The sequence below is a fragment of the Stenotrophomonas sp. STEN083 genome (assembly GCF_056759195.1).
In genome coordinates, this window is record NZ_JBRRCU010000014.1 from 25,281 (window position 1) to 48,009 (window position 22,729).

Annotated in this window: 22 protein-coding genes; 12 read left to right on the forward strand and 10 right to left on the reverse strand. The window is 63.4% G+C overall.

Features of this window, described 5'->3' with window-relative positions:
- Positions 1 to 26: 26 nt before the first annotated feature.
- The 5 genes from tgt to fabV all read left to right on the forward strand — a co-directional run bounded on the left by tgt (position 27) and on the right by fabV (position 6,003).
- On the forward strand, positions 27 to 1,166 hold the full coding sequence (gene tgt / locus ACVOK8_RS06615) for a tRNA guanosine(34) transglycosylase Tgt (protein WP_481566131.1): 1,140 nt from the start codon (positions 27 to 29) through the stop codon (positions 1,164 to 1,166).
- A gap of 126 nt (positions 1,167 to 1,292) precedes the next feature.
- Positions 1,293 to 1,622 carry a preprotein translocase subunit YajC gene (gene yajC / locus ACVOK8_RS06620; protein ID WP_282271731.1) on the forward strand — a complete coding sequence of 110 codons (330 nt, stop codon included), beginning with the start codon at positions 1,293 to 1,295 and terminating at the stop codon, positions 1,620 to 1,622.
- 57 nt (positions 1,623 to 1,679) lie between these two features.
- Positions 1,680 to 3,524, forward strand: a complete 1,845-nt coding sequence (gene secD, locus ACVOK8_RS06625) for a protein translocase subunit SecD (protein ID WP_481566132.1) — start codon at positions 1,680 to 1,682, stop codon at positions 3,522 to 3,524.
- A 61-nt stretch (positions 3,525 to 3,585) separates the two neighbouring features.
- Positions 3,586 to 4,554, forward strand: coding sequence for a protein translocase subunit SecF (secF, locus tag ACVOK8_RS06630; RefSeq protein WP_481566133.1), 969 nt, complete (start codon positions 3,586 to 3,588; stop codon positions 4,552 to 4,554).
- 189 nt (positions 4,555 to 4,743) lie between these two features.
- The gene (gene fabV, locus ACVOK8_RS06635) at positions 4,744 to 6,003 is read left to right on the forward strand and encodes an enoyl-ACP reductase FabV (protein WP_481566134.1); all 1,260 of its coding nucleotides are present in this window, start codon (positions 4,744 to 4,746) and stop codon (positions 6,001 to 6,003) included.
- A 242-nt stretch (positions 6,004 to 6,245) separates the two neighbouring features.
- Here the strand turns inward: fabV and ACVOK8_RS06640 are convergent, their stop codons facing one another.
- From ACVOK8_RS06640 to ACVOK8_RS06650, 3 genes are all read right to left on the reverse strand, one after another.
- The gene (locus tag ACVOK8_RS06640; RefSeq protein WP_481566135.1) at positions 6,246 to 8,315 is read right to left on the reverse strand and encodes an EAL domain-containing response regulator; all 2,070 of its coding nucleotides are present in this window, start codon (positions 8,313 to 8,315) and stop codon (positions 6,246 to 6,248) included.
- 208 nt (positions 8,316 to 8,523) lie between these two features.
- On the reverse strand, positions 8,524 to 9,714 hold the full coding sequence (locus tag ACVOK8_RS06645; RefSeq protein WP_481566136.1) for a BaiN/RdsA family NAD(P)/FAD-dependent oxidoreductase: 1,191 nt from the start codon (positions 9,712 to 9,714) through the stop codon (positions 8,524 to 8,526).
- A 6-nt stretch (positions 9,715 to 9,720) separates the two neighbouring features.
- Positions 9,721 to 10,269 carry a YaeQ family protein gene (locus ACVOK8_RS06650; protein WP_481552950.1) on the reverse strand — a complete coding sequence of 183 codons (549 nt, stop codon included), beginning with the start codon at positions 10,267 to 10,269 and terminating at the stop codon, positions 9,721 to 9,723.
- 63 nt (positions 10,270 to 10,332) lie between these two features.
- On the opposite strand from ACVOK8_RS06650, the gene ACVOK8_RS06655 reads away from it, so the two are divergent.
- Entirely contained in the window at positions 10,333 to 11,202 is an 870-nt protein-coding gene (locus tag ACVOK8_RS06655; protein ID WP_481566137.1) for a pseudouridine synthase, read from the forward strand.
- 3 nt (positions 11,203 to 11,205) lie between these two features.
- On the opposite strand, the gene ACVOK8_RS06660 is transcribed toward ACVOK8_RS06655, so the two are convergent.
- Positions 11,206 to 11,691 carry a YaiI/YqxD family protein gene (locus tag ACVOK8_RS06660; protein ID WP_481566138.1) on the reverse strand — a complete coding sequence of 162 codons (486 nt, stop codon included), beginning with the start codon at positions 11,689 to 11,691 and terminating at the stop codon, positions 11,206 to 11,208.
- A 309-nt stretch (positions 11,692 to 12,000) separates the two neighbouring features.
- Here ACVOK8_RS06660 and ACVOK8_RS06665 point away from each other — a divergent pair, with 309 nt between their 5' ends.
- The 6 genes from ACVOK8_RS06665 (at position 12,001) to ACVOK8_RS06690 (ending at position 16,400) form a co-directional block, all read left to right on the forward strand.
- On the forward strand, positions 12,001 to 12,210 hold the full coding sequence (locus tag ACVOK8_RS06665) for a cold-shock protein (RefSeq protein WP_054659637.1): 210 nt from the start codon (positions 12,001 to 12,003) through the stop codon (positions 12,208 to 12,210).
- A gap of 164 nt (positions 12,211 to 12,374) precedes the next feature.
- Positions 12,375 to 13,067, forward strand: coding sequence for a glutathione S-transferase family protein (locus ACVOK8_RS06670; protein ID WP_481566175.1), 693 nt, complete (start codon positions 12,375 to 12,377; stop codon positions 13,065 to 13,067).
- A 51-nt stretch (positions 13,068 to 13,118) separates the two neighbouring features.
- On the forward strand, positions 13,119 to 14,681 hold the full coding sequence (locus tag ACVOK8_RS06675; protein WP_481566139.1) for a protein adenylyltransferase SelO: 1,563 nt from the start codon (positions 13,119 to 13,121) through the stop codon (positions 14,679 to 14,681).
- Positions 14,682 to 14,696: 15 nt separating this feature from the next.
- Positions 14,697 to 15,239, forward strand: a complete 543-nt coding sequence (locus ACVOK8_RS06680; RefSeq protein WP_481516195.1) for an adenine phosphoribosyltransferase — start codon at positions 14,697 to 14,699, stop codon at positions 15,237 to 15,239.
- Positions 15,240 to 15,273: 34 nt separating this feature from the next.
- On the forward strand, positions 15,274 to 16,056 hold the full coding sequence (locus ACVOK8_RS06685) for a thioesterase family protein (protein ID WP_481566140.1): 783 nt from the start codon (positions 15,274 to 15,276) through the stop codon (positions 16,054 to 16,056).
- On the forward strand, positions 16,056 to 16,400 hold the full coding sequence (locus tag ACVOK8_RS06690; protein ID WP_481566141.1) for a hypothetical protein: 345 nt from the start codon (positions 16,056 to 16,058) through the stop codon (positions 16,398 to 16,400). Before ACVOK8_RS06685 ends, ACVOK8_RS06690 begins: the two co-directional genes overlap by 1 nt.
- Positions 16,401 to 16,407: 7 nt before the next feature.
- On the opposite strand, the gene ACVOK8_RS06695 is transcribed toward ACVOK8_RS06690, so the two are convergent.
- The 6 genes from ACVOK8_RS06695 to ACVOK8_RS06720 form a co-directional block, all read right to left on the reverse strand.
- Entirely contained in the window at positions 16,408 to 17,745 is a 1,338-nt protein-coding gene (locus ACVOK8_RS06695) for an acyl-CoA thioesterase/bile acid-CoA:amino acid N-acyltransferase family protein (RefSeq protein ID WP_481566142.1), read from the reverse strand.
- Positions 17,746 to 17,860: 115 nt separating this feature from the next.
- On the reverse strand, positions 17,861 to 18,568 hold the full coding sequence (locus tag ACVOK8_RS06700; protein ID WP_481566143.1) for a LytR/AlgR family response regulator transcription factor: 708 nt from the start codon (positions 18,566 to 18,568) through the stop codon (positions 17,861 to 17,863).
- Positions 18,565 to 19,656, reverse strand: coding sequence for a sensor histidine kinase (locus tag ACVOK8_RS06705; RefSeq protein ID WP_481566144.1), 1,092 nt, complete (start codon positions 19,654 to 19,656; stop codon positions 18,565 to 18,567). The genes ACVOK8_RS06700 and ACVOK8_RS06705 overlap by 4 nt, the downstream gene beginning before the upstream one ends.
- A gap of 36 nt (positions 19,657 to 19,692) precedes the next feature.
- A complete protein-coding gene (gene dbpA / locus ACVOK8_RS06710) occupies positions 19,693 to 21,069 on the reverse strand; it encodes an ATP-dependent RNA helicase DbpA (RefSeq protein WP_481566145.1) in 1,377 nt (458 codons plus the stop codon).
- 87 nt (positions 21,070 to 21,156) lie between these two features.
- Positions 21,157 to 22,152 carry a C13 family peptidase gene (locus ACVOK8_RS06715; protein ID WP_481566146.1) on the reverse strand — a complete coding sequence of 332 codons (996 nt, stop codon included), beginning with the start codon at positions 22,150 to 22,152 and terminating at the stop codon, positions 21,157 to 21,159.
- A gap of 200 nt (positions 22,153 to 22,352) precedes the next feature.
- Positions 22,353 to 22,640: a hypothetical protein gene (locus tag ACVOK8_RS06720; protein ID WP_481535400.1), complete on the reverse strand. Its 288-nt coding sequence runs from the start codon at positions 22,638 to 22,640 to the stop codon at positions 22,353 to 22,355.
- Between the last annotated feature and the right edge of the window lie 89 nt (positions 22,641 to 22,729).

Below are 22,729 nucleotides of genomic sequence, written 5' to 3' on the forward strand. Positions count from 1 at the left end.
GGCGCAACTGACGCCTCAATGCTTCCATGTCCAGATTGCAGTTCAAGCTCCAGAACACCGATGGCCGCGCCCGCCGTGGCCAGCTGTCCTTCCCGCGCGGCACCGTGCAGACCCCGGCCTTCATGCCGGTCGGCACCTATGGCTCGGTCAAGGGTGTGCTGCCAGAGCAGGTGCGCGCGCTCGGCGCCGAAATCATCCTCGGCAACACCTTCCATCTGTACCTGCGCCCGGGCCTGGATGTCATCGCCGACCACGGCGGGCTGCATGGCTTCTGCCAGTGGAATGGTCCAATCCTGACCGATTCGGGTGGTTTCCAGGTGTTTTCGCTGGCGCATCGCCGCAAGATCACCGAAGAAGGCGTCACCTTTGCCTCGCCGACCGACGGCGCCCGGGTCTTTCTGGGCCCGGAAGAGAGCATGAAGATCCAGAAGGTGCTGGATTCGGACATCGTCATGATCTTCGACGAATGCACCCCGTACCCGGCCACAGAGCCGGTGGCGCGCAAGTCGATGGAGCTCAGCCTGCGCTGGGCCCAGCGCAGCCGCAACGCACATGACACCATGGGCAACGACGCTGCGCTATTCGGCATCGTCCAGGGCGGGGTACATACCGAACTGCGCAGCCGCTCGGCCGAAGGCCTGCAGCAGATCGGCTTCGATGGCTATGCCATCGGTGGCCTGGCGGTGGGCGAGCCCGAGCACGAGCGCAACGCCATGCTCGACCACATGCATCCGATCCTGCCTGCCGACCGCCCGCGCTACCTGATGGGCGTTGGCCGGCCGGAGGATCTGGTGGAAGGCGTGGCCCGCGGCGTGGACATGTTCGACTGCGTCATGCCGACCCGTAATGCCCGTAATGGCCACTATTTCACTTCGTTCGGCACCGTTCGCATCCGCAATGCCAAGTACGAGCGGGACATGAACCCGATCGAGCCCGGTTGCGGCTGCCACGCCTGTACCGGCGGCTACACCCGTTCCTACCTGCGTCACCTGGACCGCTGCAACGAGATGCTGGCGCCGATGCTGGGCACGCTGCACAACCTGTTCTATTACGAAAAGCTGATGGCCGACATGCGTGCGGCCATCGAGGCGGGAACCTTCCTGGCCTTCCGCGAGTCCTTCTATGCAGCCCGGGGCCTGAGTGTCCCGGCGTTGTCGGGGGAGTAGCGGTCTTCACACGGTCCGGGACGTGCTCCCGGACGCGTGGCATACTTCACGGCTGACCCCGTTTCGCGGTAACTGCTGCAGGCCATCCGGCCTGCATGGGTGCCGCCCAACATCAAGGATTACAAAATGACTCTCATGGCTATCCTGCTCCCCGTCGCCCAGGCCGCTCCGGCCGCACCGGGCATGGGCACCTTCCTGCTGCCCATCGCGCTGATCGCAGTGATGTACTTCCTGATGATCCGCCCGCAGATGAAGCGCCAGAAGGAACACAAGGCAATGCTGGAGAAGATCGCCAAGGGTGACGAAGTGCTGACCTCCGGCGGCATCGCTGGCGTGGTCACCGACATCGGCGACAACTTCATCACCGTGGAAGTGGCCGACAACGTCCGCATCCGCGTGCAGAAGGGCTCGGTCGGCAACGTCCTGCCCAAGGGCACGCTGAAGAACGCCGCCTGAGGCTGATCCCTTTCCGTCACGTCGTGGCGCCGTACCGGCGTCACGCAGGATCCTGCAATGCTTGAATTTCCGCGCTGGAAGTACTTCCTGATTCTGATCGTTCTGGCGGTCAGCGCGCTTTACGCGCTGCCCAATATCTACCAGAAGGATCCGTCCGTTCAGATCACCGCCAACCGTGGTGGGCAGATTGATGATGCGCTGCAAGAGCGCGTCAGCAAGGCACTGAGCGAGGCCGGTGTCACCGCCAAGTCGGTGGAGAAGGAGGGCGACAACAATCTGATCGTCCGTCTGACTTCGCTGGACGCCCAGTCGCGCGCCAATGAGGTGCTGCGCGAGACGGCTGGCGAGAACTACACCGTCGCCCTGAACCTGGCCTCGACCGTTCCGGATTGGCTGGCCAATCTCGGTGGCAAGCCAATGGTGCTGGGTCTGGATCTGGTCGGCGGCGTGCACTTCGCATTGCAGGTAGACCAGAAGGCCGCGGTGGACAAGCGCTTCGAAGCATTCACCGAAGACGTGCGTACCACCCTGCGTGACAACCGTGTCTCCTATCGCTCCGTCGAGCGTCGCGGCGAAAGCGATATCGCCATCGCCCTGACCAACGCCGCCGATGCTGACAAGGCACGCGCGGCACTGGCCAAGGCGCAGCCGACCTTCAGCTACTCGGTAAGTGGTGATCGCATCACCGCAACTGTGCCGCAGGCGGAAATGCTGCAGATCGCCTCCGGCGCCATCGAGCAGAACTTGACCACCCTGCGTAACCGCGTCAACGAACTGGGCGTGGCCGAGCCGATCATCCAGCGTCAGGGCGAAGACCGCATCGTGGTCGAGCTGCCGGGCGTGCAGGACACCGCCGAAGCCAAGCGCATGATCGGTGCCACCGCGACGCTGGAATACCGCGCCGTGGTTGATGGCAACGCCGAAGATGCCGCCAGCACCGGCCGCATCCCGCCGGAAGCCAAGCTCTACCGTGACCGCGCCGGTCGCCCGGTGTTGCTGAACAAGCGCACCATCGTCACCGGTGACCAGATGGTCAAGGCGGCAACCTCCACTGACCAGAACGGCCTGCCGTCGGTCAGCGTGACGCTGAACAGCGTCGGTGGTCAGCGCATGTTTGATTTCACCAGCGCCAACGTCGGCAAGCCGATGGCCGTGGTCTACACCGAGCGGATTCCGCAGGTGACCATGGTCAACGGTGTGGAGCAGCGCAGCTTCCGGGTCAAGGAAGAAGTGATCTCCATCGCCAACATCAATGGCGTGTTCGGCAAGGAGTTCCAGACCACCGGCCTGGAGAAGACCGAAGCCGACGGCCTGGCCAAGCTGCTGCGTGCAGGCTCGCTGGCTGCGCCGATGGACTTCGTCGAGGAGTACGTGATCGGCCCGAGCCTGGGTAAGGAGAACGTGGACCGCGGCGTCAAGGCAGTGGTGTTCTCGTTCATTTTCACCCTGGTGTTCTTCGCCATCTACTACCGCATGTTCGGCGTGATCACCTCGGTGGCACTGCTGTTCAACCTGCTGATCGTGGTGGCGGTGATGTCGATGTTCGGCGCGACCATGACCTTGCCGGGCTTCGCCGGCCTGGCCTTGTCGGTCGGTTTGTCGGTCGACGCCAACGTGCTGATCAACGAACGTATCCGTGAAGAGTTGCGACTGGGCATGCCGGCGAAGAAGGCCATCGCGGAGGGTTACGAGCGCGCCTCGGGCACCATCCTCGACGCCAACCTCACTGGCCTGATCGTCGGTGTGGCGCTGTACGCGTTCGGTACCGGCCCGCTGAAGGGCTTCGCGCTGACCATGATCATCGGTATTTTCGCCTCCATGTTCACGGCTATCACCGTGTCGCGTGCTCTGGCGACGCTGATCTACGCCAAGCGCAAGAAGCTGAACTCCGTGGCCATCTGACGCGAACCTCTTCGCAGAAACCCGCACCTGACCGGTGCGGGTTTTCCAAGGAACTCCTTGCATGAAACTGTTTCCACTTCACATCGTTCCGAACGACACCAACATCGACTTCATGAGTCACCGCAAGCCGGTGCTCGCGATCATGGTGGTGTTGCTGTTGGCCTCGTTCGCCATCATCGGCTTCAAGGGCTTCAACTACGCGCTGGAGTTCACCGGCGGTACGGTTGTGCGTACCCACTTCGAAAAGAGCATCGACGCCGACACGGTGCGCGAGCGTCTGGAGAAGGCTGGCTTCGACAATGCCCAGGTGCAGAGCGTTGGCGGCGGCAATGACCTGATGATCCGCCTGCCGCCAGATGGCGAGCACAACAATGCTGCCGATGCCGCACAGCAGGTTGCCGAGAAGGTTCGCGTTGCGGTGACTGCGGCGGACAACGTCGCTACCGTGCAGCCGGGTGAATTCGTTGGCCCGCAGGTCGGCAAGGACCTGGCGATGAACGGCATCTACGCCACGTTGTTCATGGTCATCGGCTTCCTGATCTACATCGCCGCCCGCTTCGAATGGAAATTCGCCATTGTCGCCAGCGTCACCGCGTTCTTCGACCTGATCCTGACCATCGCTTACATGTCGCTGGTTGGCCGTGAGTTCGACCTGACCGTGTTGGCTGGTATGTTGTCGGTGATGGGTTTTGCCATCAACGACATCATCGTGGTGTTCGACCGCGTGCGCGAAAACTTCCGCAGCCTGCGCGTGGAGCCGCTGGAAGTGCTGAACCGCTCGATCAACCAGACGCTGTCGCGTACGGTGATCACCGCAGTGTTGTTCTTCCTGTCCGCACTTGCGCTGTACATGTTCGGTGGCGAGTCGATGGAAGGCCTGGCCGAAACCCACATGGTCGGTGCCGTGATCGTGGTCATCTCCTCGATCATCGTGGCCGTGCCGCTGCTGAGCATCGGTCCGTTCAAGGTCAGCAAGCAGGATCTGCTTCCCAAGGCCAAGGACGAGGAAGAGCTGGCCCGTCGTCCCTGACGGAATCGCACAGCCTCGCTGAAAAGCCGCGCCCTGCGCGGCTTTTCTTTTGCCTGCAATCCGAGTGAGGGCAGGGCAGTCCATGCGGTGGCGTCGGTTGTTTTCGATGCGGCAGCGCACTACGATCCTCCCGGTTCAGCGCGCAAACTGCTTGTGCTGCTGTCTTCTGTTTAGCCAACCGAGGTTTTCATGGTCATCAAACCGCGTGTGCGCGGCTTCATCTGCGTCACCACCCATCCGACTGGTTGCGATGCGGCGGTCAAGGAACAGATCGATTACATCAAGGCCCAGCCCAAGCTGGCCAACGGCCCGAAGAAGGTGCTGGTGCTCGGTGCCTCCACCGGTTACGGTCTGGCCGCCCGCATCAAGGCGGCGTTTGGCAGCGATGCCGCCACCCTGGGCGTGTTCTTTGAACGTCCGGGCAGCGAGACCAAGCCGGGTACGGCGGGCTGGTACAACACCGCCGCGTTCGAGAAGTACGCACACCAGGCTGGTCTGTATGCGCGCAGCGTCAATGGCGATGCGTTCTCCGACGAGGTGAAGCAGAAGGTCATCGAGATCATCAAGGCCGATCTGGGCCAGATCGATCAGGTGGTCTATAGCCTCGCCGCGCCGCGTCGCAAGCACCCCAAGACCGGCGAGATCATCAGCTCCACGCTCAAGCCTATCGGCGCGCCGATTACTTTGCGTGGTCTGGATACCGACAAGGAAGTGCTGACCGAAACCACGCTGCAGCCGGCAACCGCCGAGGAAATCGCCGGCACCGTGCAGGTCATGGGTGGCGAAGACTGGCAGATGTGGATCGACGCGCTGCTGGAAGCTGGTGTGCTGGCGCCGGGCGCGACCACCACCGCGTTCACCTATGTCGGTGAAGAGATCACCCAGGCGATCTACTGGAACGGTTCGATCGGTGCTGCCAAGAAGGATCTGGATGCCAAGGTGCTGGCGATCCGTGACAAGCTGCAGGGTCTCGGCGGTGATGCACGCGTGTCGGTGCTGAAGGCGGTTGTGACCCAGGCCAGCTCGGCGATCCCGACCATGCCGCTGTATCTGTCGCTGCTGTTCAAGGTGATGAAGGAGCAGGGCACGCACGAGGGCTGCATCGAGCAGCTCGATACCCTGTACGACATTCTGTACAACGGCCCGCAGGGCGGCAGCAATGCAGCTGACCATATCCGCCAGCAGTTGCAGGACGCGCAGGGCCGTGAGATCGCGCTGGTGGACGGTGAAGGCCGTCTGCGTGCGGACTACAAGGAAATGGCGCCGGAAGTGCAGAGCAAGGTGCTGGAGCTGTGGCCGCAGGTGACCAATGAGAACCTGTACGAGATCAGCGATTTGGCTGGTTACAAGGCCGACTTCCTGCGTCTGTTCGGGTTTGGTATCGACGGCGTTGATTACGAGGCCGATGTGAATCCGGATGTGGCTATTCCGGGGATTGTTGAGGTCTGAGTTTGCGGGCTTCGTAGTTGTGAGAAGGCCGCGCTTTGGGCGGCCTTCTTTTTTTGCATTTCCAGCTAGGAGCTTCCCCTCACCCCAACCCCTCTCCCGCTTGCGGGAGAGGGGCTCGGATCGCCTCGGCTGCTAGTGCACTGCGAGCCCAAGCATTGCTAGCCCCTCTCCCGCGCGCGGGAGAGGGGTTGGGGTGAGGGCAGCTTCTAGCGCGAAACGTCAGAACGCAGCCCAATCACCCATCAACCAAACTCAAAATCCATCTGAGCCGTCGGCGGTCCCACAAAATCGCCTTCCACGTAATCCACGCCGGCACTGAACAACAAGCTCATCGTCGACGCGTCCGCCACGAACTCGGCGATGGTCAAGATGCCAGCAGACTGCGCCTTGGTGGTGATTTCCTGGGTCTTTTCCAGCTGTTCCTTGGCCAGCGCCGGATCAGCGGTGAAGGCACTGTCCAGCTTGAGGAAGCCCGGCTGGAAATGCGCCAACAGCTGGAACGAATCCAGCCCAGAACCAAACTGCTCCAGGCCAACCTTGCAGCCCAGTGCAGTGACATCTGCCAGGAACTGTTGCGCGTTGCGCAGGTGAGTGAAGACCTTGGCTTCGGGGATCTGCAGCCACAGCTGCGCGCCTTCCACGCCTTCGGCCAGCAAGCCGGTGCGGATCACCGATAGCAGTTCGGGATCGGAGAACGACTCCGGGGTGATGCGCACCATCAGATGGGTGCGGTGACCGCCACGGCGGCGCTCGCCCAGCGCGCGGATGGCGTTGGCCACCACCCAGCGGTTGATCGGCGCCAACAACTCATGTTCCTGCGCGATCGGCAGGAAGCTGGGCGGCCCCACCATCTCGCCATTGTTTTCCATCTGCAGCGAGGTGTCGTACAGCTGGATCGGCTCGCCCATCAGGTTCAGCACGGGGCGGAAGCGCAGATGGAAGCCATCACCAGCCACGGCCTGGCGGATGCGCTGTACCCAGCTCTGGATACGCTCTTCCTCCACACGGTCGGCCGCGCCCGGGTCGAATACCTTGACGGTATTGCCGCCCAGTTCGGTGGCAGCGCGTGCGCAGTCATTGGCCCGGTTCAGGACCTGGCCGACGCTGGCAATTTTCTCGCCTACCTGTACGCCGCCGATGCTGACGGTGACAGTTGCCGAGCGTTCGCCGATGCTGAATACCGACGAGGCAAAGGCGCTGCGCACCCGTTCGGCCATCTGCGAAGTGTGTGCGTAGTCGCCGTCGGTGAGCAGGGCGAAGTTGTGTTCGCCAAAGCGCGCCAGCTGCGCGTCTTCGCCAATGGCCTGGGCCAGCTTCTGGCCGAGGGCCGCAATCAATGCATCTGCCGAATCCAGTCCGATATCGGGTAGCAGGCGTGCATAGTGATCCGGCTCGACCAGCAGGAAGCCGTACTGGCCATCGCTGCGGCCAACCTGGGCGACGGCTTTCTCCAGCTGCACCATGAAGGTCGGGCGGTTGAGCAGGCCGGTGACCTGGTCGCGCTGACGCAGGGCCTCCACTTCGCGTGCCAGCTCCGGGTCGAACTCTTCGCGGCGGCGGAATACGATCTGGAAGCAGCTCTCATCTTCATATGTGGCTGCAGTGAACTCCATCGTCGCCGGGAAGGTATCGCCGTCCTGGTTGCGTGCGTGCACTTCGTACTGCGGTGGCGGCGCTTCGCCCTTGCTCAGGGACTTGAGCAACTGTTTGAAGTTCTCCACGTGCTGCGGCGCCACCATGTCCAGCAGCGAGATGCCTTCCACGTCCTCGAAGGACTCGAATCCGAACATGTCCAGATAGGCTTCGTTGGCGCGGATGTGCATGCCTTCATGGATGTAGGCGATGGGATCGCGCGAGGACGAGATCAGTGCATCGCAGCGACGCTCGGTCTCGCGCATCTGCGCTTCGATCCGGCGCAGGCCGCGACGGGCCTGCAGGTCGGTCCATTCGGTCTGCACCACCGACAACAGGTGATCCGGTTGCTGACGCAGCGCGATGGCGCGGATGCCATTGGCAGCCGAGTCGAGCAGCATCTGTGCGTCAATGCTGTCGGTCAGCAGGATCATCGGGATGTCCTTGCCGCTGGCCGCGACCTGCTGGGTCAGCAGCAACTGCGGGATGACGTAAGAGTTGGCCGCCAGCACCAGATCGATGGGCTGGCTCAGCGCCTGGCTCAGCTCGTCAGGGCTTTGCGGCCGCGACGGACGCACTGCGATGCCGCTGTTGCGCAAGGTGCTGACGATGGCCTCGGCGTTCTCGGCGCTGTCGTCAACGATCAGCAAGCGCAAGGTGATGTCTTTGGCGTTCTGCATTCAGGACTCCCGGGGGACGGGGTTTAATACACGATGCACAGCGCTGGCGTCTATGCGCAGATCGCTTGCCTGTGACGTACACACGTGAGTGTAGTCTCAAGGTCGGCTTCAGGCCGTCGTCGTCACCGGCCGCAGCGCATATCAGCAGGTGCTGCGCCCGGCCGTGTGACGGTCTTCATGCTTCGCTGGACCCGTTTGATGAATCCGCTTACACGGCCATGCCGGCAGCGCGGCCGGAGGCCCAGGCCCATTGGAAGTTGTAGCCACCCAGCCAGCCGGTCACGTCCAGCACCTCGCCGACAAAGTGCAGGCCGGGCACTAGTTGCGACTCCATCGTCGCTGAAGACACCTTGCGCGTATCCACGCCGCCCAGCGTGACCTCGGCGGTGCGGTAGCCCTCGGTGCCGCTGGCCACCAGCGGGAAGTCGGACAACAGGCTGGCGGCGGCTTTGATTTCGGGCTCGTCCATCTGCCGCATCGGCTTGTCCTTCAGCCATTGCTCGCACAGGCGCAGGGCCAACCGCCGCGGCATGACCTCGGACAGCACGGTGCGCAGCTCGGAGGCACCGCGCTCGCGCTTCATCTGCCGCAGCCATTCAGCTGCATCGTGATCGGGCAGCAAGTCCAGCCGCAGGTCATTGCTTGGCTGCCAGTACGAGGAGATCTGCAGGATCGCTGGGCCACTGACGCCGCGGTGGGTGATCAGCATGGAGTTGCGGAAGCTCTGGCCGTTGCAGCGTGCCTCCACCGGCAGGGCAACGCCGCTGAGCTCGGCAAAGCGCTCCTGGTGGGTGCCGCTGAGGGTCAGCGGCACCAGGCCGGCGCGTGTCGGCAGCAGCTCATGGCCGAAGTTGCGCGCCACCTCGTAGCCGAAGCCGCTGGCGCCCATGCTGGGGATCGACAGCCCGCCGGTGGCGATAACCACCGAAGTACTATGGAAGTGCCCCTGCGCGGTGCGTACGTGGAAGCCATCGGCACCGCGCTCGATCTGCTGCACGCCGCAGTCGGTGCGGATCTGCACGCCTGCATCGGAACACTCGTCCAGCAGCATCTTTACGATCTGCTTGGACGAGATATCGCAGAACAGCTGGCCCAGCTCTTTCTCGTGATAGGCGATGCCGTGGCGCTCGACCATCTCGATGAAATCGGCCGGCGTATAGCGCGCCAGCGCCGATTTGCAGAAATGTGGGTTGTTCGAAATGAAGTTCGCTGCGCTGGTGCCGGTATTGGTGAAGTTGCAGCGGCCACCGCCGGACATCAGGATCTTCTTGCCAACCTTGTTGGCATGATCGATCACCTGCACGATACGGCCGCGCTGGCCGGCGGTGAGCGCACACATGAGCCCGGCCGCGCCTGCGCCGATCACCAGTACGTCGCAGCGGATTAGCTTGTCTGCCACCACTGCTTACTCCGCTGGGCGCTTGCGCCAGACCGGGATCACGTCCAGCTGGATCTGGTCATTGAGGATCTGCACCTCGCCATCCTGGATCAGCACGCTGAAGCGCATTGCCCGCTGTACCAGCTCACCCCAGCGTTCGACAAACGCGGACGGCAGGTCGACCACCGACAGGTTGTTGAAGCGGGTCAGGTGCTTGCCCTGTTTCTGCCACCAGATATCGGAGGCATTGCCGCCGTAGTTGACGATCTGCACGCGGCGGCTGCGGTTGCAGGCCTTGCGCACGCGCGATTCGTCCGGGTGGCCCAGGTCGATCCACTGTTCGATATCGCCGGTGTAGTCCAGCTGCCACAGGTCCGGCTCGTCCTCGCTGCTCAGACCCTTGCCGAATTCCAGCCGGTCCTCGGCATTGAGGGCGAAGGCGAGCAGGCGCACCATCAAGCGCTCGTCGGTTTCGGAGGGGTGCTGGGCCAGGGTCAGGTTATGGGTCGCATAGTAGCCGCGGTCCATGTCGCTGATCTGCAGCTCGGCCTTGCGGATGGTGGCGGTGAGGGCCATGGGAATACCGGGTACAAAGACCGCCCATCATAATGCCTTGCCCCGCAACGGACCCGCCCCGACGTGCTTGATCATGATCTGCCCAGTCGCCTGCAGCTAGCGCCAGGCCCGTGGACCAGCCTGCTGGAGGGTTTGTGCGCGCGCTTTCCGGCGATAAGCCAGGCGCAATGGCTGGACCGGTTTGCGCGCGGGCGGGTGCTGGGCAGCGATGGCCAGCCGCTGTTGCCGACGCAGCCGTGGAGGGCAGGGCAGGAGATCCAATACTTCCGCGAGGTCGCTGATGAGCCGGAAGTTCCGTTCACCGAGCAGATCCTGTATCACGACGAGCATCTGCTGGTGGCGGACAAGCCGCATTTCCTGCCGGTTACCCCGGCCGGCCGCTTTGTGCGCCAGACCCTGCTTGCACGTCTGATCGCCAGCACCGGCAATCGCGAACTGGTGCCGCTGCACCGGATTGATCGCGGCACCGCCGGGCTGGTGTTGTTCTCCTGCAACCCGGAGACGCGTGCTTCGTATCAACGGTTATTCGCCGAGCGCCGCATCGACAAGGGCTATGAGGCCTTGGCCTCGGCCTTGCCAGCGCTGGAGTTTCCGCTGCTGCGAAGCAGCCGCATTGGCCGTGGCGAGCCATTTTTCCGCATGGCTGAGCTGGCGGGCGAGGCCAATGCGCTCAGCCGGGTGGATGTCATCGAGCGGTGTGGTGATGTCTGGCGCTATGCGCTGGAGCCGGTGAGTGGGCGCAAGCACCAGTTGCGGGTGCATATGGCCGCGCTGGGCGCGCCGATCATCGGTGACGACTTCTACCCGCAGCTGCTTGAGCGCGAGCCGGATGACTATCGTCAGCCATTGCAGCTGTTGGCGCGGCGCCTGGCCCTCGTGGATCCGCTCAATGGCATGCAGCGGGAATTTTGCAGTGCACGTGAGCTTCTGTGAGGTTCAGCGCCGCTGCGCCAGCCAGCGGTCCAATTGTGCCGCAAAGGCCTGGCGGTCACGTGCATGCAAGGTGGCCGGGCCACCGGTCTGAACGCCGGCACCACGCAGTTCTTCCATGAAATTGCGCACCGACAGCCGCTCGGCAATGGTGTTTGCGGTATAGAGTTCGCCGCGCGGGTTCAGTGCGACGGCCTTTTTCTCCAGCACGCGTGCAGCCAGAGGAATGTCCTGGGTAACAACCAGATCACCTGCGTTCACCCGCTCAGCGATAGCGTCGTCGGCAACATCGGGCCCGCCCGGCACCTGCATGGCACGGATAAAGCGCGAGGGCGGGGTGCGCAACCATTGGTTGGCGACCAGCACGGTTTCAACCTTGGCCCGTTCGGCGGCACGGAACAGGATTTCCTTGATCACCACGGGGCAGGCGTCGGCATCCACCCAGATCTGGGTGGCCGAACGGGTGGCGGAAACGGCGTCTTCGGGGCTCATGCCGCGCAGTCTATTGGATTTTCGGACTTTGCTGGTTCTGGGCTATCGCCAGAAAATTGACTGATTTCAGCAACTTAATGGCCGGACTGAATCATATTGGGTTTCTGAATGCGGTAAATATCGCTTTTTGGAACAAAGCGGCGTATCGTCCATCCCACTGTGCTTGCAAGGGTCACCGTGAATCGTGGCCTGATGCAGTTGATCTTCTTGATCGGCTCATCGATCCGCTTTACCAACGCCTGCAACTCAGTCTCGGCCCCGATACCCGGTGGCCGCGATTATTTCAACTTATGTTTCAGGAGTTAGTACATGTCTGATCGTCAGACCGGCACTGTCAAGTGGTTCAACGACGCTAAGGGCTTCGGCTTCATCACCCCGGAAAGCGGCCCGGACCTGTTCGTGCATTTCCGCGCCATCCAGGGCAACGGCTTCAAGTCGCTGCAGGAAGGCCAGAAGGTGACTTTCGTCGCCGTGCAGGGCCAGAAGGGTATGCAGGCTGACCAGGTGCAGGCGGTCTAATCGACCCCTTGCTACCGTAAGGTTGCTTGGAACGCCGGAAGCGAAAGCTTCCGGCGTTTTTGTTTGTGTTTTCGCATCGAGCTTCGCCTTGCACTGACGCTGCGTTCTGCGTGCGTTGGCTAGGATGCGAACTCGATATCGATTGAATGAAGCTGGAGCCAGCGATGATCACCGTGCACCATCTGGAACAATCGCGTTCGCAGCGCGTGCTGTGGATGCTGGAAGAGCTGGGCCTGGACTACGACGTGGTCAGCTACAAGCGCGACCCCAAGACCTGGCTGGCACCGCCGGAGCTGGGCAAGGTGCATCCGCTGGGCAAGTCGCCGGTGCTGCAGGATGACACGCTGATCCTGGCCGAATCCGGGGCCATCCTCGAATACCTGGCAGATCGCTATGACCTGCAGCGCAGCCTGTCGCCGCAGCCCCTGCCAGTGGATGCGCCAGAGCGTCTGCACTATCACTATTGGATGCACTACGCCGAAGGCTCGGCGATGCCGCCGCTGGTGATGAGCCTGGTGTTTGCCAAGGTGCGCAAGGCGCCATTGCCTTTCTTCGCCAAGCCGATTGCCCACAGCATCGTCGACAAGGTGATGAAGAGCTTCATCAGCCCGCAATTGCGCCTGCACCTGAACTGGATGGAACAGGCCCTGACCAAATCCACCTGGTTCGCCGGAGAGCACTTCAGCGCCGCCGATATCCAGATGAGTTTTCCTGTCCAGGCGGCGGCAGTCCGCGCCGGTCCCATGACCGACTACCCGAAGCTGCAGGCCTTCCTGGCACGTATCGTCGAGCGACCGGCCTATCAGCGGGCTGAGCAGCGTGGCGGCGCGCTGGATCTGATCGGCGGCGCTCGTTGAGTACAGCGGGCCGCGCTTGCAGCATGGCCCGGCAGTCCCCACTTTCAGATGATGAACGACACGCTCCCGCAATTTGACAACCGCTTCCAGCGCGAGCTGCCCGGTGACCCCGAAACCGGCGCGCGCCGCCGCGAGGTAGTGGGCGCCGCATGGTCAGCTGTAATGCCGACGCCGGTCACCGAGCCGCGCTTGTTGGCGTACTCGGCCGAGGTCGCAGATCTGCTTGGCTTCGATCCGGCAATGATCGCCAGCCCTGAATTCGCCGAAGTATTCGGTGGCAACGCCTTGTTTGGGGGCATGCAGCCATGGGCCGCCAATTACGGCGGCCATCAATTCGGCCATTGGGCCGGGCAGCTTGGCGATGGCCGTGCCATCTCCTTGGGCGAGTTGCTGGCTGACGGCAAGCGTTGGGAGCTGCAGCTAAAAGGAGCTGGCCCAACCCCGTACTCGCGCGGCGCCGATGGCCGCGCGGTGCTGCGCTCGTCACTGCGTGAGTTCCTGTGCTCCGAGGCCATGCACCATCTCGGCGTGCCCACCACCCGTGCATTGAGCCTGGTCGGCACCGGCGATGCGGTGATGCGCGACATGTTTTACGACGGCCATCCGCAGGCCGAGCCCGGTGCGGTGGTGTGCCGGGTCGCGCCGTCGTTCATCCGCTTTGGCACATTCGAGTTGCCGTCGGCACGTGGTGATCCTGCGCTGCTGCGGCAGTTGGTCGACTTCTGCATCGCCCGCGATTTCCCCGAGTTGCAGGGCAGTGGCGAGACGCTGTACGCCGACTGGTTCGCGCAGGTCTGCACGCGCACCGCGGTGATGGTGGCGCAGTGGATGCGGGTCGGCTTCGTGCATGGCGTGATGAATACCGACAATATGTCCATTCTTGGTTTGACCTTGGACTACGGCCCTTACGGCTGGGTCGAGAACTACGATCCGGACTGGACGCCGAACACCACCGACGCGCAGGGGCGCCGCTACCGCTTTGGTACGCAGATGCAGGTGGCATATTGGAACCTGGTGCGGCTGGCGCAGGCGCTGTCGCCGTTGTTTGCCGAGGTGGCGCCGCTGCAGGCCGGATTGGATGGCTTCCGCCAGCGATATGAAGCAGAGGAGCGTGCGCATCTGGTCGCCAAGCTTGGCTTGGGCGAATTCCGCGACGGCGATGCTGAGTTGATGACGCAGTTCCAGCAGCTGCTGCAGGAAGGCGAGATGGACATGACGCTAGCCTTCCGTGCTCTGGCGAGCATTGATGTCGGCGCGCCGGAGATTGCCCCGCTGGAGCAGGTCTTCTACTCGCCGACCGCCCGCGAGCAGGTGCTGCCGGCGTTGACCGACTGGCTGCAGCGCTACGCGGCACGCGTGCGGGCCGCAGGGCAGCCGGCGCAGCAGCGCCGTGATGCCATGCAGGCCGCCAATCCCAAGTACGTGTTGCGCAACTGGTTGGCGCAGCAGGCCATCGACCGTGCCGAACAAGGCGATCTGGCCGGAATCACGGACTTGCTGGACGTGATGCGGCATCCTTACGACGAACAACCTGGGCGTGAGGCGTTTGCCGGCAAGCGCCCGGAATGGGCGCGTGACCGCGCCGGCTGCTCGATGCTGTCGTGCAGCTCCTGAGCACTTTCTTCTTGAATGACTGATATGACCACCTCTGCCTACCCCGAATGGTCGCGCCCGATCCGCGACATCGCCGACTTCCCCAAGCCCGGCATCCTGTTCAAGGACATCATCCCGCTGCTGGGTGATGGCGCCTGCTTCCGTGCCGCCGTGCAGGCCATGGCCGAGCCCTGGCGCGATGCCGGCCTGCATGCGGTACTCGGCGTGGAGGCACGCGGCTTCATTCTCGGCACTGCGTTGGCGCTGGAGCTGGGCGTGGGCTTCGTACCGGTGCGCAAGCCGGGCAAGCTGCCGGGCGCAACGCTGAAGCAGGAATACGCGCTGGAGTACGGCACCGATCGCATCGAAGTCAGCGTCGGCGCAACCCCGCCGGGCGCGCGCGTGCTGCTGGTCGATGACGTGCTGGCCACCGGCGGCACCTTGCTTGCCGCCTTGCAGTTGGCTGCGCAGCTTGAGGCCCAGGTTGTTGGCGGCGCGGTGTTGGTGGAGCTGGACGGCCTGGGTGGCCGTGAGCGCTGGCCTGATGGTTTGCCGCTGACCGCAACACTGGTTTACTGAGTACCTGATTCCCCCCCAAGCCGCGGAGTGCTGAATGCCGACGTTGAGTGAGCTGCTGTCTTCCTTCGATGGTGAACAAGGGCTGCTGCTCCCTGACAATTGGCGACAGGGGCGCACCGCCTACGGCGGCGTGCTCAGTGCGCTGGGTGTGGCCGCTGCGATGCAGAGCCAAGCAGGGCAGCTGCCGCCACTGCGCTCGATGCAGGTGACCTTCATTGGCCCTGCGGCCGGCCTGTTGCGCTTCGTGCCTGCGCTGCTGCGTGAGGGCAAGTCGGTGGTGAATGTCGGGGTGGATGTGTACTCCGACGACGCCTTGGCGGCACGCTTGTCGCTGGTGTTCGGCCGCGCCCGCGAAAGCGCGATTGCGCATGATTTCGCGGATGAGCTGCCGGCCAGGGGGCCCGCCGCGTACCGTGATTTCGATATGGCGGCGATGCCTTTCGCACCGGCCTTTACCCAGAACTTCCAGATGCGTCCTGCCGGTGGCGCGATGCCGGTGTCAGCTGCGGAAGTCCCGGAGTTGCTGACCTGGATACGCCATCGGGACGCCGCGCAGGTTGACCCGGCGGTGGCCTTGATCGCGATGGGCGATGCGATGCCGCCGGCAGCATTCACCAGCTTCAGCACTCCTGCACCGATCAGCTCCATCACCTGGAACGTAGAGCTGCTTGAACCTGTGCCGCAGGGCGAATGGTTCCTGTTGCGCTCTTTCAGCCAGCATGCGCGTGATGGCTATTCGTCACAGGACATGCAGGTCTGGGATGAGCAGGGCCGGGTGGTGATGCGCGGCCGCCAGAGCGTGGCGGTGTTTGCCTGATGTGCGCCGCGCGGTGGCTGGGTGGATTGTCGTTGCTGCTGGCGATGCTCGGCTGGAGCGCGTGGTTCGTCATCTGCAATGTGTATGAATTTTCGCCGGCCTTGGACCCGGTGGCGTTTGCCTGTGGCTGGTTGTTGAGCGCGTTGTTGGCTTGGCGCGTTTTTCGCAGCGGTTTTCGCCGTGTTGCCTGGCCGTTGTATGCGCTGGCGACCTGCATCGGCGTGTACCTGCTGCTGATCCATCGTGGCATGGGCGAGACTGCCGCGCTGGCGCTGTTTGTTGCGGCCAGCGTGGCGATTGTTGCAGCGGCATTCCGTGTGGCGCTGCGCGCTCGCGCGGCTTGAAGCAGGTTCAGCGCGTCAGCCGGATGTCCCCTTCGGCGAGCGCCTGCTGCAGGAAGGCCAACACTGCCGGGCCGCTTTCCCGGTCGGCGCGGGCATAGCCTTCGGCAGTGCCGCCAACCGGGATGTAAGGGCCGGTGTCGCTGCGGAAGGTGGTGGGCTGCAGGAAGGGTGTGATCAGGTGGCCGGCGTCCGAGTAATACAACAAGGCGTCTGGTTGCGGCGCACTGCGACGCTTCAGGCGTTGCATCGCCAACGCCGCCATCTCTCCGGAAACACCGAGCTGGTCGTCACCGCCAGCGACCAGCAGTAGCGGGCCGTTGATGCGCTCGATGGGGAGCATTGCCCGCTCCAGCGCCGCAGCATGAGGACCGGGCTGGTTCCAGTTGTGTTGTTCCACATAGGGCAGGAACGGCAGATCGCGGCCACCGACGCTCAAGGCGGGCTCATCGACGGCGCGGAAGTCAGCCGGCGGCACATCACGGCGGATGCCGCGGAACGGCGCGGGACTGCCTACCCACGACACTGCCGCCTGCAGGCGCGGATCATGTGCGGCGGCTGCCATCGCTACGATGCCACCCCAGGAACCGCCCATCACGCCGACCTTGCCGGCAAAGGGCTGGGTACGCAGCCAGTCGACCGTGTTGCTGACCGGGTCGATCGGTACGCGGATCAGATCCTTGGGCAGCCCCGGCATCCGGTAATAGGCAACGGCGACTGCAACAAAGCCGTTGGATGCCAACCAGGCTGCATACAGATTCGCGGTGTCGATGCCGCCTTCAGCGCCGCCGAGGGTGATCACGACAGGGTGTCGGCGGCCATCCTCCAGCGCACCAGCGGGGTGATAAAGGTTGCCGACCACGCCATGCAGCTGCAAAGGCGTGGCAACAACGTTGGCTGCATTGATCCGCCGCAGCAAGGTCTGTTGCCCGATCCGTTTGCCATCGACGAAAGCCTCCAATTGCATCGTTGCTGGCGCATGGCGCAGGCCGTCGGCTTCATTGCGCATGGGCAGTGGCGTGGGTCGACCCTTTCCCGACTCCGGCCGCATCGACCAGAACAGTCCCATCGCATCGACACCTGCGTAGCTGCCGGCCTCGGCGCCAGCCATGGCGGTATCGGCAATGCCGTTGTGATCGGCACGGTAGTTGGCGTGCGCCAGCCAGCGGTTGCCGCTGCTGTCCTGCATGGAAAGCTGCAGCTTCACGGCTTGGCTTGGCAGTAGCCCGGCAACGCTGATCTGCACCGGTTGATCGGCTGGACCGTCCACGGGATGTACGCGTAGTTCGGCGGCAAGGGCGAGGGAGCTGCAGCTGAGCAGCAGCGGAAGCACTAGATGCTTGAGCATGGGTGTTGTGAGCGATGAGCGGCCTGCGATGTTGCCGCTGCAGGAAGTACAACGGAACAGGTGGGCGTCAGCAATGGTGCGGGTAGTGCCAGGCTTGGCGTGAGCCGTGCGCGTATCAGCCGGGTTTGCCCATCTTTGCTTCAAACGCTTCGCGATGAATCCGGCTCAATGGCAGCTGGGTGCCATCGAGTAGTTCCAGCGTCGCGTCACCGTTGCGGCGTGGCAGCAGGCTGCGCACCCGTGTGCAATTGACGATTACCGCGCGCTGCACCTGCACGAAGCCGGCCGGCGCCAGTTGTTCGGCAAGCCGCCCGATGCTCTCGCGCAACAGGTGCACCTGCTTGCCGACATGCAGGCAGGCATAGTGGCCAGCGCTGTCGATGTAGTCGATGTCGGTCGGTGACACGTAGTCACTGCGGCTGCCATTGCGGATGCACAACAGTGCCAAAGGGTTGACGACGTCGCGCGCGAGGTGTCGCCGCAGGCGATCCAGCGCCATTGCGAGTCGGTTGCCATCCAGTGGCTTCGGCAGATAGTCGATGGCACCAAGCTCGTAGGAAGCCAGCGCGTGCTCGGCGTGGGCGGTGGTGAAGATGATGGCTGGCGCGGGCGTCGGTAGGCTGCGCGCCAGTTGCAGGCCATCTTCATCGGGCAGCTGGATGTCCAGCAACAATAGTTCGACCGGTTCCGTAGCCAGTAGCAAACGGGCTTGGGCGATGCTGGAGGCTTCACCGACTATCTGGATATCCGCATGCGCGCCCAGCAGGTGGCGCAGCTTCTCGCGGGCCAGCGCCACGTCGTCGACCAACAGGGTACGGATCATGCTGCCTGCTCGCTGGCGACAAGCGGTAGTTGGATGCGCACCTGATAGTGCGCACCATCGCGCTGAGTATGAATTTTGGCGCGCTCGCCGTAGATGGCCTGCAGGCGTTCGCGGGTGGCTTGCAGACCAATGCCCATGCCGGCTGCGGCGTCGCCAAACGGATTGCGGATCTGCAGGTGAAGCTGATCGTCCTGCGAATCGAAGTGCAGGCTGATCGTGGTGTCGTCCGTACCCGCGACGCTGGCGAAGCGCATGGCGTTTTCCATCAATGGCTGCAGCAGCAGACTGGGTACGCGCGCGCCCCATGCCTCGGTGTTGACCTGCAGTTGCACCTGCACGGGCTGTTGCTGCAGCAGTCGCTGCAGTTCGATGAAGGCCATCGCCTGCGCTACTTCGTCACGCAGCGCGACGAAAGGTTCGCTCTGCAGCAGATTGCGCAACAACTCACCCAGCTGCGCCAAGGCCGCGTCAGCACGCTCGGCATCGCGGTAACCCAGTGCGCCGATCGCATTGAGTGCGTTGAACAGGAAATGGTGATTCAAGCGTGCCCGCAATGCTTGCTCGCGCGCTTGCGCCAGCAGCTGGCCACGGCGGCGATAGCGGTGGATATAGGCCAGTGTCTGGCCGATGCCGATTACGCCAATGTAGGTGGGCAGCGCAAACAAGCTGGTGGCGATAACCGCGTGCAGCCAGTTGTCCGGCAGCGCGCGGGGCAGCGTCAGTTGTGAGAGGTGGTAGCCGAACAGCCAGCCAACCAGTGACAGCGCCGGAATGATGCAGATCCCGGCGGCTAGTAGCTTGGCCACCGCCTTGGCATCACTGCCCATGCCCAGCGGCCAGCGCGCGCACAGTTGCCAAAGAACAGGTGTTGCCAGAAGCCAGGAACTATAGATGCCGAGCAGGAACAGCAGCGAGCGAGCCAGTGAGACCAGTGTCGTGCTGCCTGCCGCAGGCCCAGTCAGCTGCACCGCAGGCAAGGTGACCAGGGTCAGCAACAGCCAGCCGGCACATACCGCACGCCACGGGAATACCGTGGCATGCGTATCACCCGCAATGCTGGAAGAACTGGTGTCGGGCAGGGAGGTCATCTGTGCGTTCAAGCGCCGGGCTGGGCCGGCGCCGGTTTACATCTTGCGGACGCGGAAACGCTTGCCCTTGATCTTGCCGGCTTCCAATCGTGCCAAAGCCTTGCCAACCTGCTCACGGGCAATGGCCACGTAGGAGCGGGTGGGGAAGATGTCGATCTTGCCGATCGCCTTGGCCGACAGCCCGGCATCGCCGGTCAGTGCACCGAGGATGTCGCCAGCACGCAGCTTGTCGGTCTTGCCGCCATCGATGCGCAGGGTGGTCATCGCCGCCTGCGGCAGCTCTGCCGGACGCGCGGTTGCCAGCGGGGTCTTCTGCCAGTTCAGCGGCTTGCCCTGCTGCGCTTCCAGTGCATCGGCACGGTTGCGCTCACGACCGGCAACCAGGCTCAATGACAGACCATTGCGACCGGCGCGGCCAGTACGGCCAACGCGGTGCTGGTAGGTGTCGATGTCGGTCGGCAGCTCGTAGTTGACCACGGCAGCCAGGTCTTCCACGTCCAGACCGCGCGCGGCAACGTCACTGGCGACCAGCACGTTGCAGCTGCGGTTGGAGAACTGCATCAGCACTTCGTCGCGGTCGCGCTGCTCCATGTCGCCATGCAGCGCCAACGCCGAGAAGCCGAACTGACGCAGCGAGTTGGCCACTTCGTCGACGTCCTTGCGGGTGTTGCAGAACACCACCGCCGATTCCGGCGTGTACTTCAGCAGCAAGCCACCCAGTGCCTTCTGGCGATTGGCCGGCTCGGTTTCGAAGAACAGCTGCTGGATGGCCGGTGCTTCGGCCTGGCCATCAATGGTCACTTCGACCGGCTCGTTGAGCAGGGCGCGGGCCAGTTCGCGGATCGCTTCCGGGAAGGTGGCCGAGAACAGCAGGCTCTGGCGGTCCTTGTGGGTGCGCCCGGCGATCTCGCGGATCGGCTCTTCAAAGCCCATGTCGAGCATGCGGTCGGCTTCGTCCAGTACAAAGGTGCGGACCTGACCCAGGTTCAGCGCGCGCTTGCGTGCCAGTTCCTGTACGCGGCCGGGGGTGCCGACCACGACCTGCGGGTCATGTGCTTCCAGCGAGGCCAGCTGCGGGCCCAGCGGCATGCCGCCGGTGAGGATCAGCAGCTTCAGATTGGGGATGCCGGTGGCCAGCTTGCGCAGCTGCTTGCCGACCTGATCGGCAAGTTCACGGGTAGGGCACAGCACCAGTGCCTGGGTGCGGCCGATCGACAGATCGAGCCGGTTGAGCAGGCCCAGACCGAAGGCGGCGGTCTTGCCGCTGCCGGTCGGTGCCTGCGCGATTACGTCGCGGCCTTCCAGGATCGGCGGCAGGGCCAGCGCCTGTACTGGCGTCATCGAGGTATAGCCCAGCGCGTCGATGCCAGGAGCGAGTGCCGGCGACAGCGGCAGGGAAGAGAAGTCAGTCATGCCATATTTTCGCAGAAGCCGGGCGGCGGCGCTTGCCTTCCTGAATAGGTAGCGCCGCCCGCTTCATCTAGCGCCCGTGGGACGAACTCAATCCTTACGATTGTTGGTGACGAGCTTGCTCTTGGGGGTGACGGTCTTGGCCCCGGCTGGGCGCTGGTAAACGAAGGGATAGGGCACCGCAGGCGCGTCCGGCAGGCCCGCGCGCCATTGTTCGAGCATGGTTGCCACCGCCCTGCCGTTCTTGAACTGGGGTTCGGAGGGAAGCTCGCCTTGCTCCTTCTCGCGGCGCCGCACGTTGCCTGCGGCCAGCGTGTAGGCGTGGGCAAAGTCATTGGTGGTATTCAAGGCCTCGACCAGGAAGGCGCGGCCAAACCAGGTGGCGCTGTCGGTATTACCGCAACCAAAGGAAGGGCGATCCTTGCGCGCTGCGGTGATCACCATACGTTGCGGAGACATCAGCGCTGGGACGAAGGCGCCTGAGAAACAGGCCGAAACCACGACCACCGCATTGCCGATCTGTGCTTCGTCCAACATCCGCGCGAGCTGTGCCGGCGCGAGATAGTCTTCCTGGTCGCGGCCGGTGTGCAGATAGAAGCTGTTGTCATGCAGACCGTGGCTGGTCAGGTAGAGGAACAGCACATCTTCATTCGGGTCCAGCTTCTGCCCGAGCCCGTCCAGTGCGTGACTGATGCTGTCGGCGGTAGCAAGCACCTGCTGTACGCCGCCATTGCCTAGCGCCGGACGATTGACCAGGCTGATCATGCGGCCTTCGGCCCCCCAGCGCTTGGCTGATAGCTCCCGCAAGTAGGCGACTTCATTGGAGAACACATCTTCATCGACATCGCCAGCCACGCCGAGCACGTAGATATCGGTCACGCCCGGGCGTTGGGCGGGCAGGCCTGCCAGCGCAGCATCGAGCAGGGTGAGCTGGCTACCTTCCAGTTTGGGCGTGGTGGCCTGCCGTTCTGCTGTTTCCGCCGCACCAGCGAATGCAGGCCATGCCGCACAGGCCGCCAGCAATATGCTTGCGATGGCTTTGATCAGCAGGGGAGGGGAATGCTGCGAGCTGCGTTGGGCTGCCATTGCCGTTATCCATGACGGTGGTTATGGCGGCAAGGTCATAACCACCGAGCTGCATCCAGTGGCTGCCTGCAGGCCGCCTTGATGGCTATGGTGCCGGAGTTGAAGCCTGGATGCGTAGTAGTCGGGTTGCGGATGTCTGCAGCGCGCGCTGCGACCGGGTAAATGCCGTCAGGGCAATTCCCTGTCGATCGGATTGATGCTCAGTCCTCCTGCAATGACCAGCCATAGGCCAGTGCGGACTTCTTCCTGAGGTTCTCAAGCTGCTCGGCAGCATTGATGGCGCTGTTGGCACGGTAGACCAGATCTTCCAGCCTGCACAGGATGCTGGCCTGCTCATCATCGTCGGGCACCACTTCGACGATCCTGTCGACAAGCTGATGCATCTCCAGCAGCTTCTGTTTGCGCTCGTATTCGCCAAGCGAGGTGGCGTCCTGCACGACCTGCTGCGCCAGAACGTCGAAGTGATCCCGCAACTTCTCGTAGTCCATACAGCACCTGCTGCGATGGCGGACAGCCAAGAGTCTGTAATGGTGCTGTCGGGGGTGTCCCTACATCAATGAGGGATACACCTTACTGA

What these genes read in the sequence shown, in the direction of transcription:
- tgt (WP_481566131.1), top strand. Translation starts at nt 27, where the DNA reads ATGTCCAGATTGCAGTTCAAGCTCCAGAACACCGATGGCCGCGCCCGC.
- yajC (WP_282271731.1), top strand. Translation starts at nt 1,293, where the DNA reads ATGACTCTCATGGCTATCCTGCTCCCCGTCGCCCAGGCCGCTCCGGCC.
- secD (WP_481566132.1), top strand. Translation starts at nt 1,680, where the DNA reads ATGCTTGAATTTCCGCGCTGGAAGTACTTCCTGATTCTGATCGTTCTG.
- secF (WP_481566133.1), top strand. Translation starts at nt 3,586, where the DNA reads ATGAAACTGTTTCCACTTCACATCGTTCCGAACGACACCAACATCGAC.
- fabV (WP_481566134.1), top strand. Translation starts at nt 4,744, where the DNA reads ATGGTCATCAAACCGCGTGTGCGCGGCTTCATCTGCGTCACCACCCAT.
- ACVOK8_RS06640 (WP_481566135.1), bottom strand. Translation starts at nt 8,315, where the DNA reads ATGCAGAACGCCAAAGACATCACCTTGCGCTTGCTGATCGTTGACGAC.
- ACVOK8_RS06650 (WP_481552950.1), bottom strand. Translation starts at nt 10,269, where the DNA reads ATGGCCCTCACCGCCACCATCCGCAAGGCCGAGCTGCAGATCAGCGAC.
- ACVOK8_RS06660 (WP_481566138.1), bottom strand. Translation starts at nt 11,691, where the DNA reads ATGAGCCCCGAAGACGCCGTTTCCGCCACCCGTTCGGCCACCCAGATC.
- ACVOK8_RS06665 (WP_054659637.1), top strand. Translation starts at nt 12,001, where the DNA reads ATGTCTGATCGTCAGACCGGCACTGTCAAGTGGTTCAACGACGCTAAG.
- ACVOK8_RS06670 (WP_481566175.1), top strand. Translation starts at nt 12,375, where the DNA reads ATGATCACCGTGCACCATCTGGAACAATCGCGTTCGCAGCGCGTGCTG.
- ACVOK8_RS06675 (WP_481566139.1), top strand. Translation starts at nt 13,119, where the DNA reads ATGAACGACACGCTCCCGCAATTTGACAACCGCTTCCAGCGCGAGCTG.
- ACVOK8_RS06680 (WP_481516195.1), top strand. Translation starts at nt 14,697, where the DNA reads ATGACTGATATGACCACCTCTGCCTACCCCGAATGGTCGCGCCCGATC.
- ACVOK8_RS06685 (WP_481566140.1), top strand. Translation starts at nt 15,274, where the DNA reads ATGCCGACGTTGAGTGAGCTGCTGTCTTCCTTCGATGGTGAACAAGGG.
- ACVOK8_RS06690 (WP_481566141.1), top strand. Translation starts at nt 16,056, where the DNA reads ATGTGCGCCGCGCGGTGGCTGGGTGGATTGTCGTTGCTGCTGGCGATG.
- ACVOK8_RS06695 (WP_481566142.1), bottom strand. Translation starts at nt 17,745, where the DNA reads ATGCTCAAGCATCTAGTGCTTCCGCTGCTGCTCAGCTGCAGCTCCCTC.
- ACVOK8_RS06700 (WP_481566143.1), bottom strand. Translation starts at nt 18,568, where the DNA reads ATGATCCGTACCCTGTTGGTCGACGACGTGGCGCTGGCCCGCGAGAAG.
- ACVOK8_RS06705 (WP_481566144.1), bottom strand. Translation starts at nt 19,656, where the DNA reads ATGACCTCCCTGCCCGACACCAGTTCTTCCAGCATTGCGGGTGATACG.
- dbpA (WP_481566145.1), bottom strand. Translation starts at nt 21,069, where the DNA reads ATGACTGACTTCTCTTCCCTGCCGCTGTCGCCGGCACTCGCTCCTGGC.
- ACVOK8_RS06715 (WP_481566146.1), bottom strand. Translation starts at nt 22,152, where the DNA reads ATGGCAGCCCAACGCAGCTCGCAGCATTCCCCTCCCCTGCTGATCAAA.
- ACVOK8_RS06720 (WP_481535400.1), bottom strand. Translation starts at nt 22,640, where the DNA reads ATGGACTACGAGAAGTTGCGGGATCACTTCGACGTTCTGGCGCAGCAG.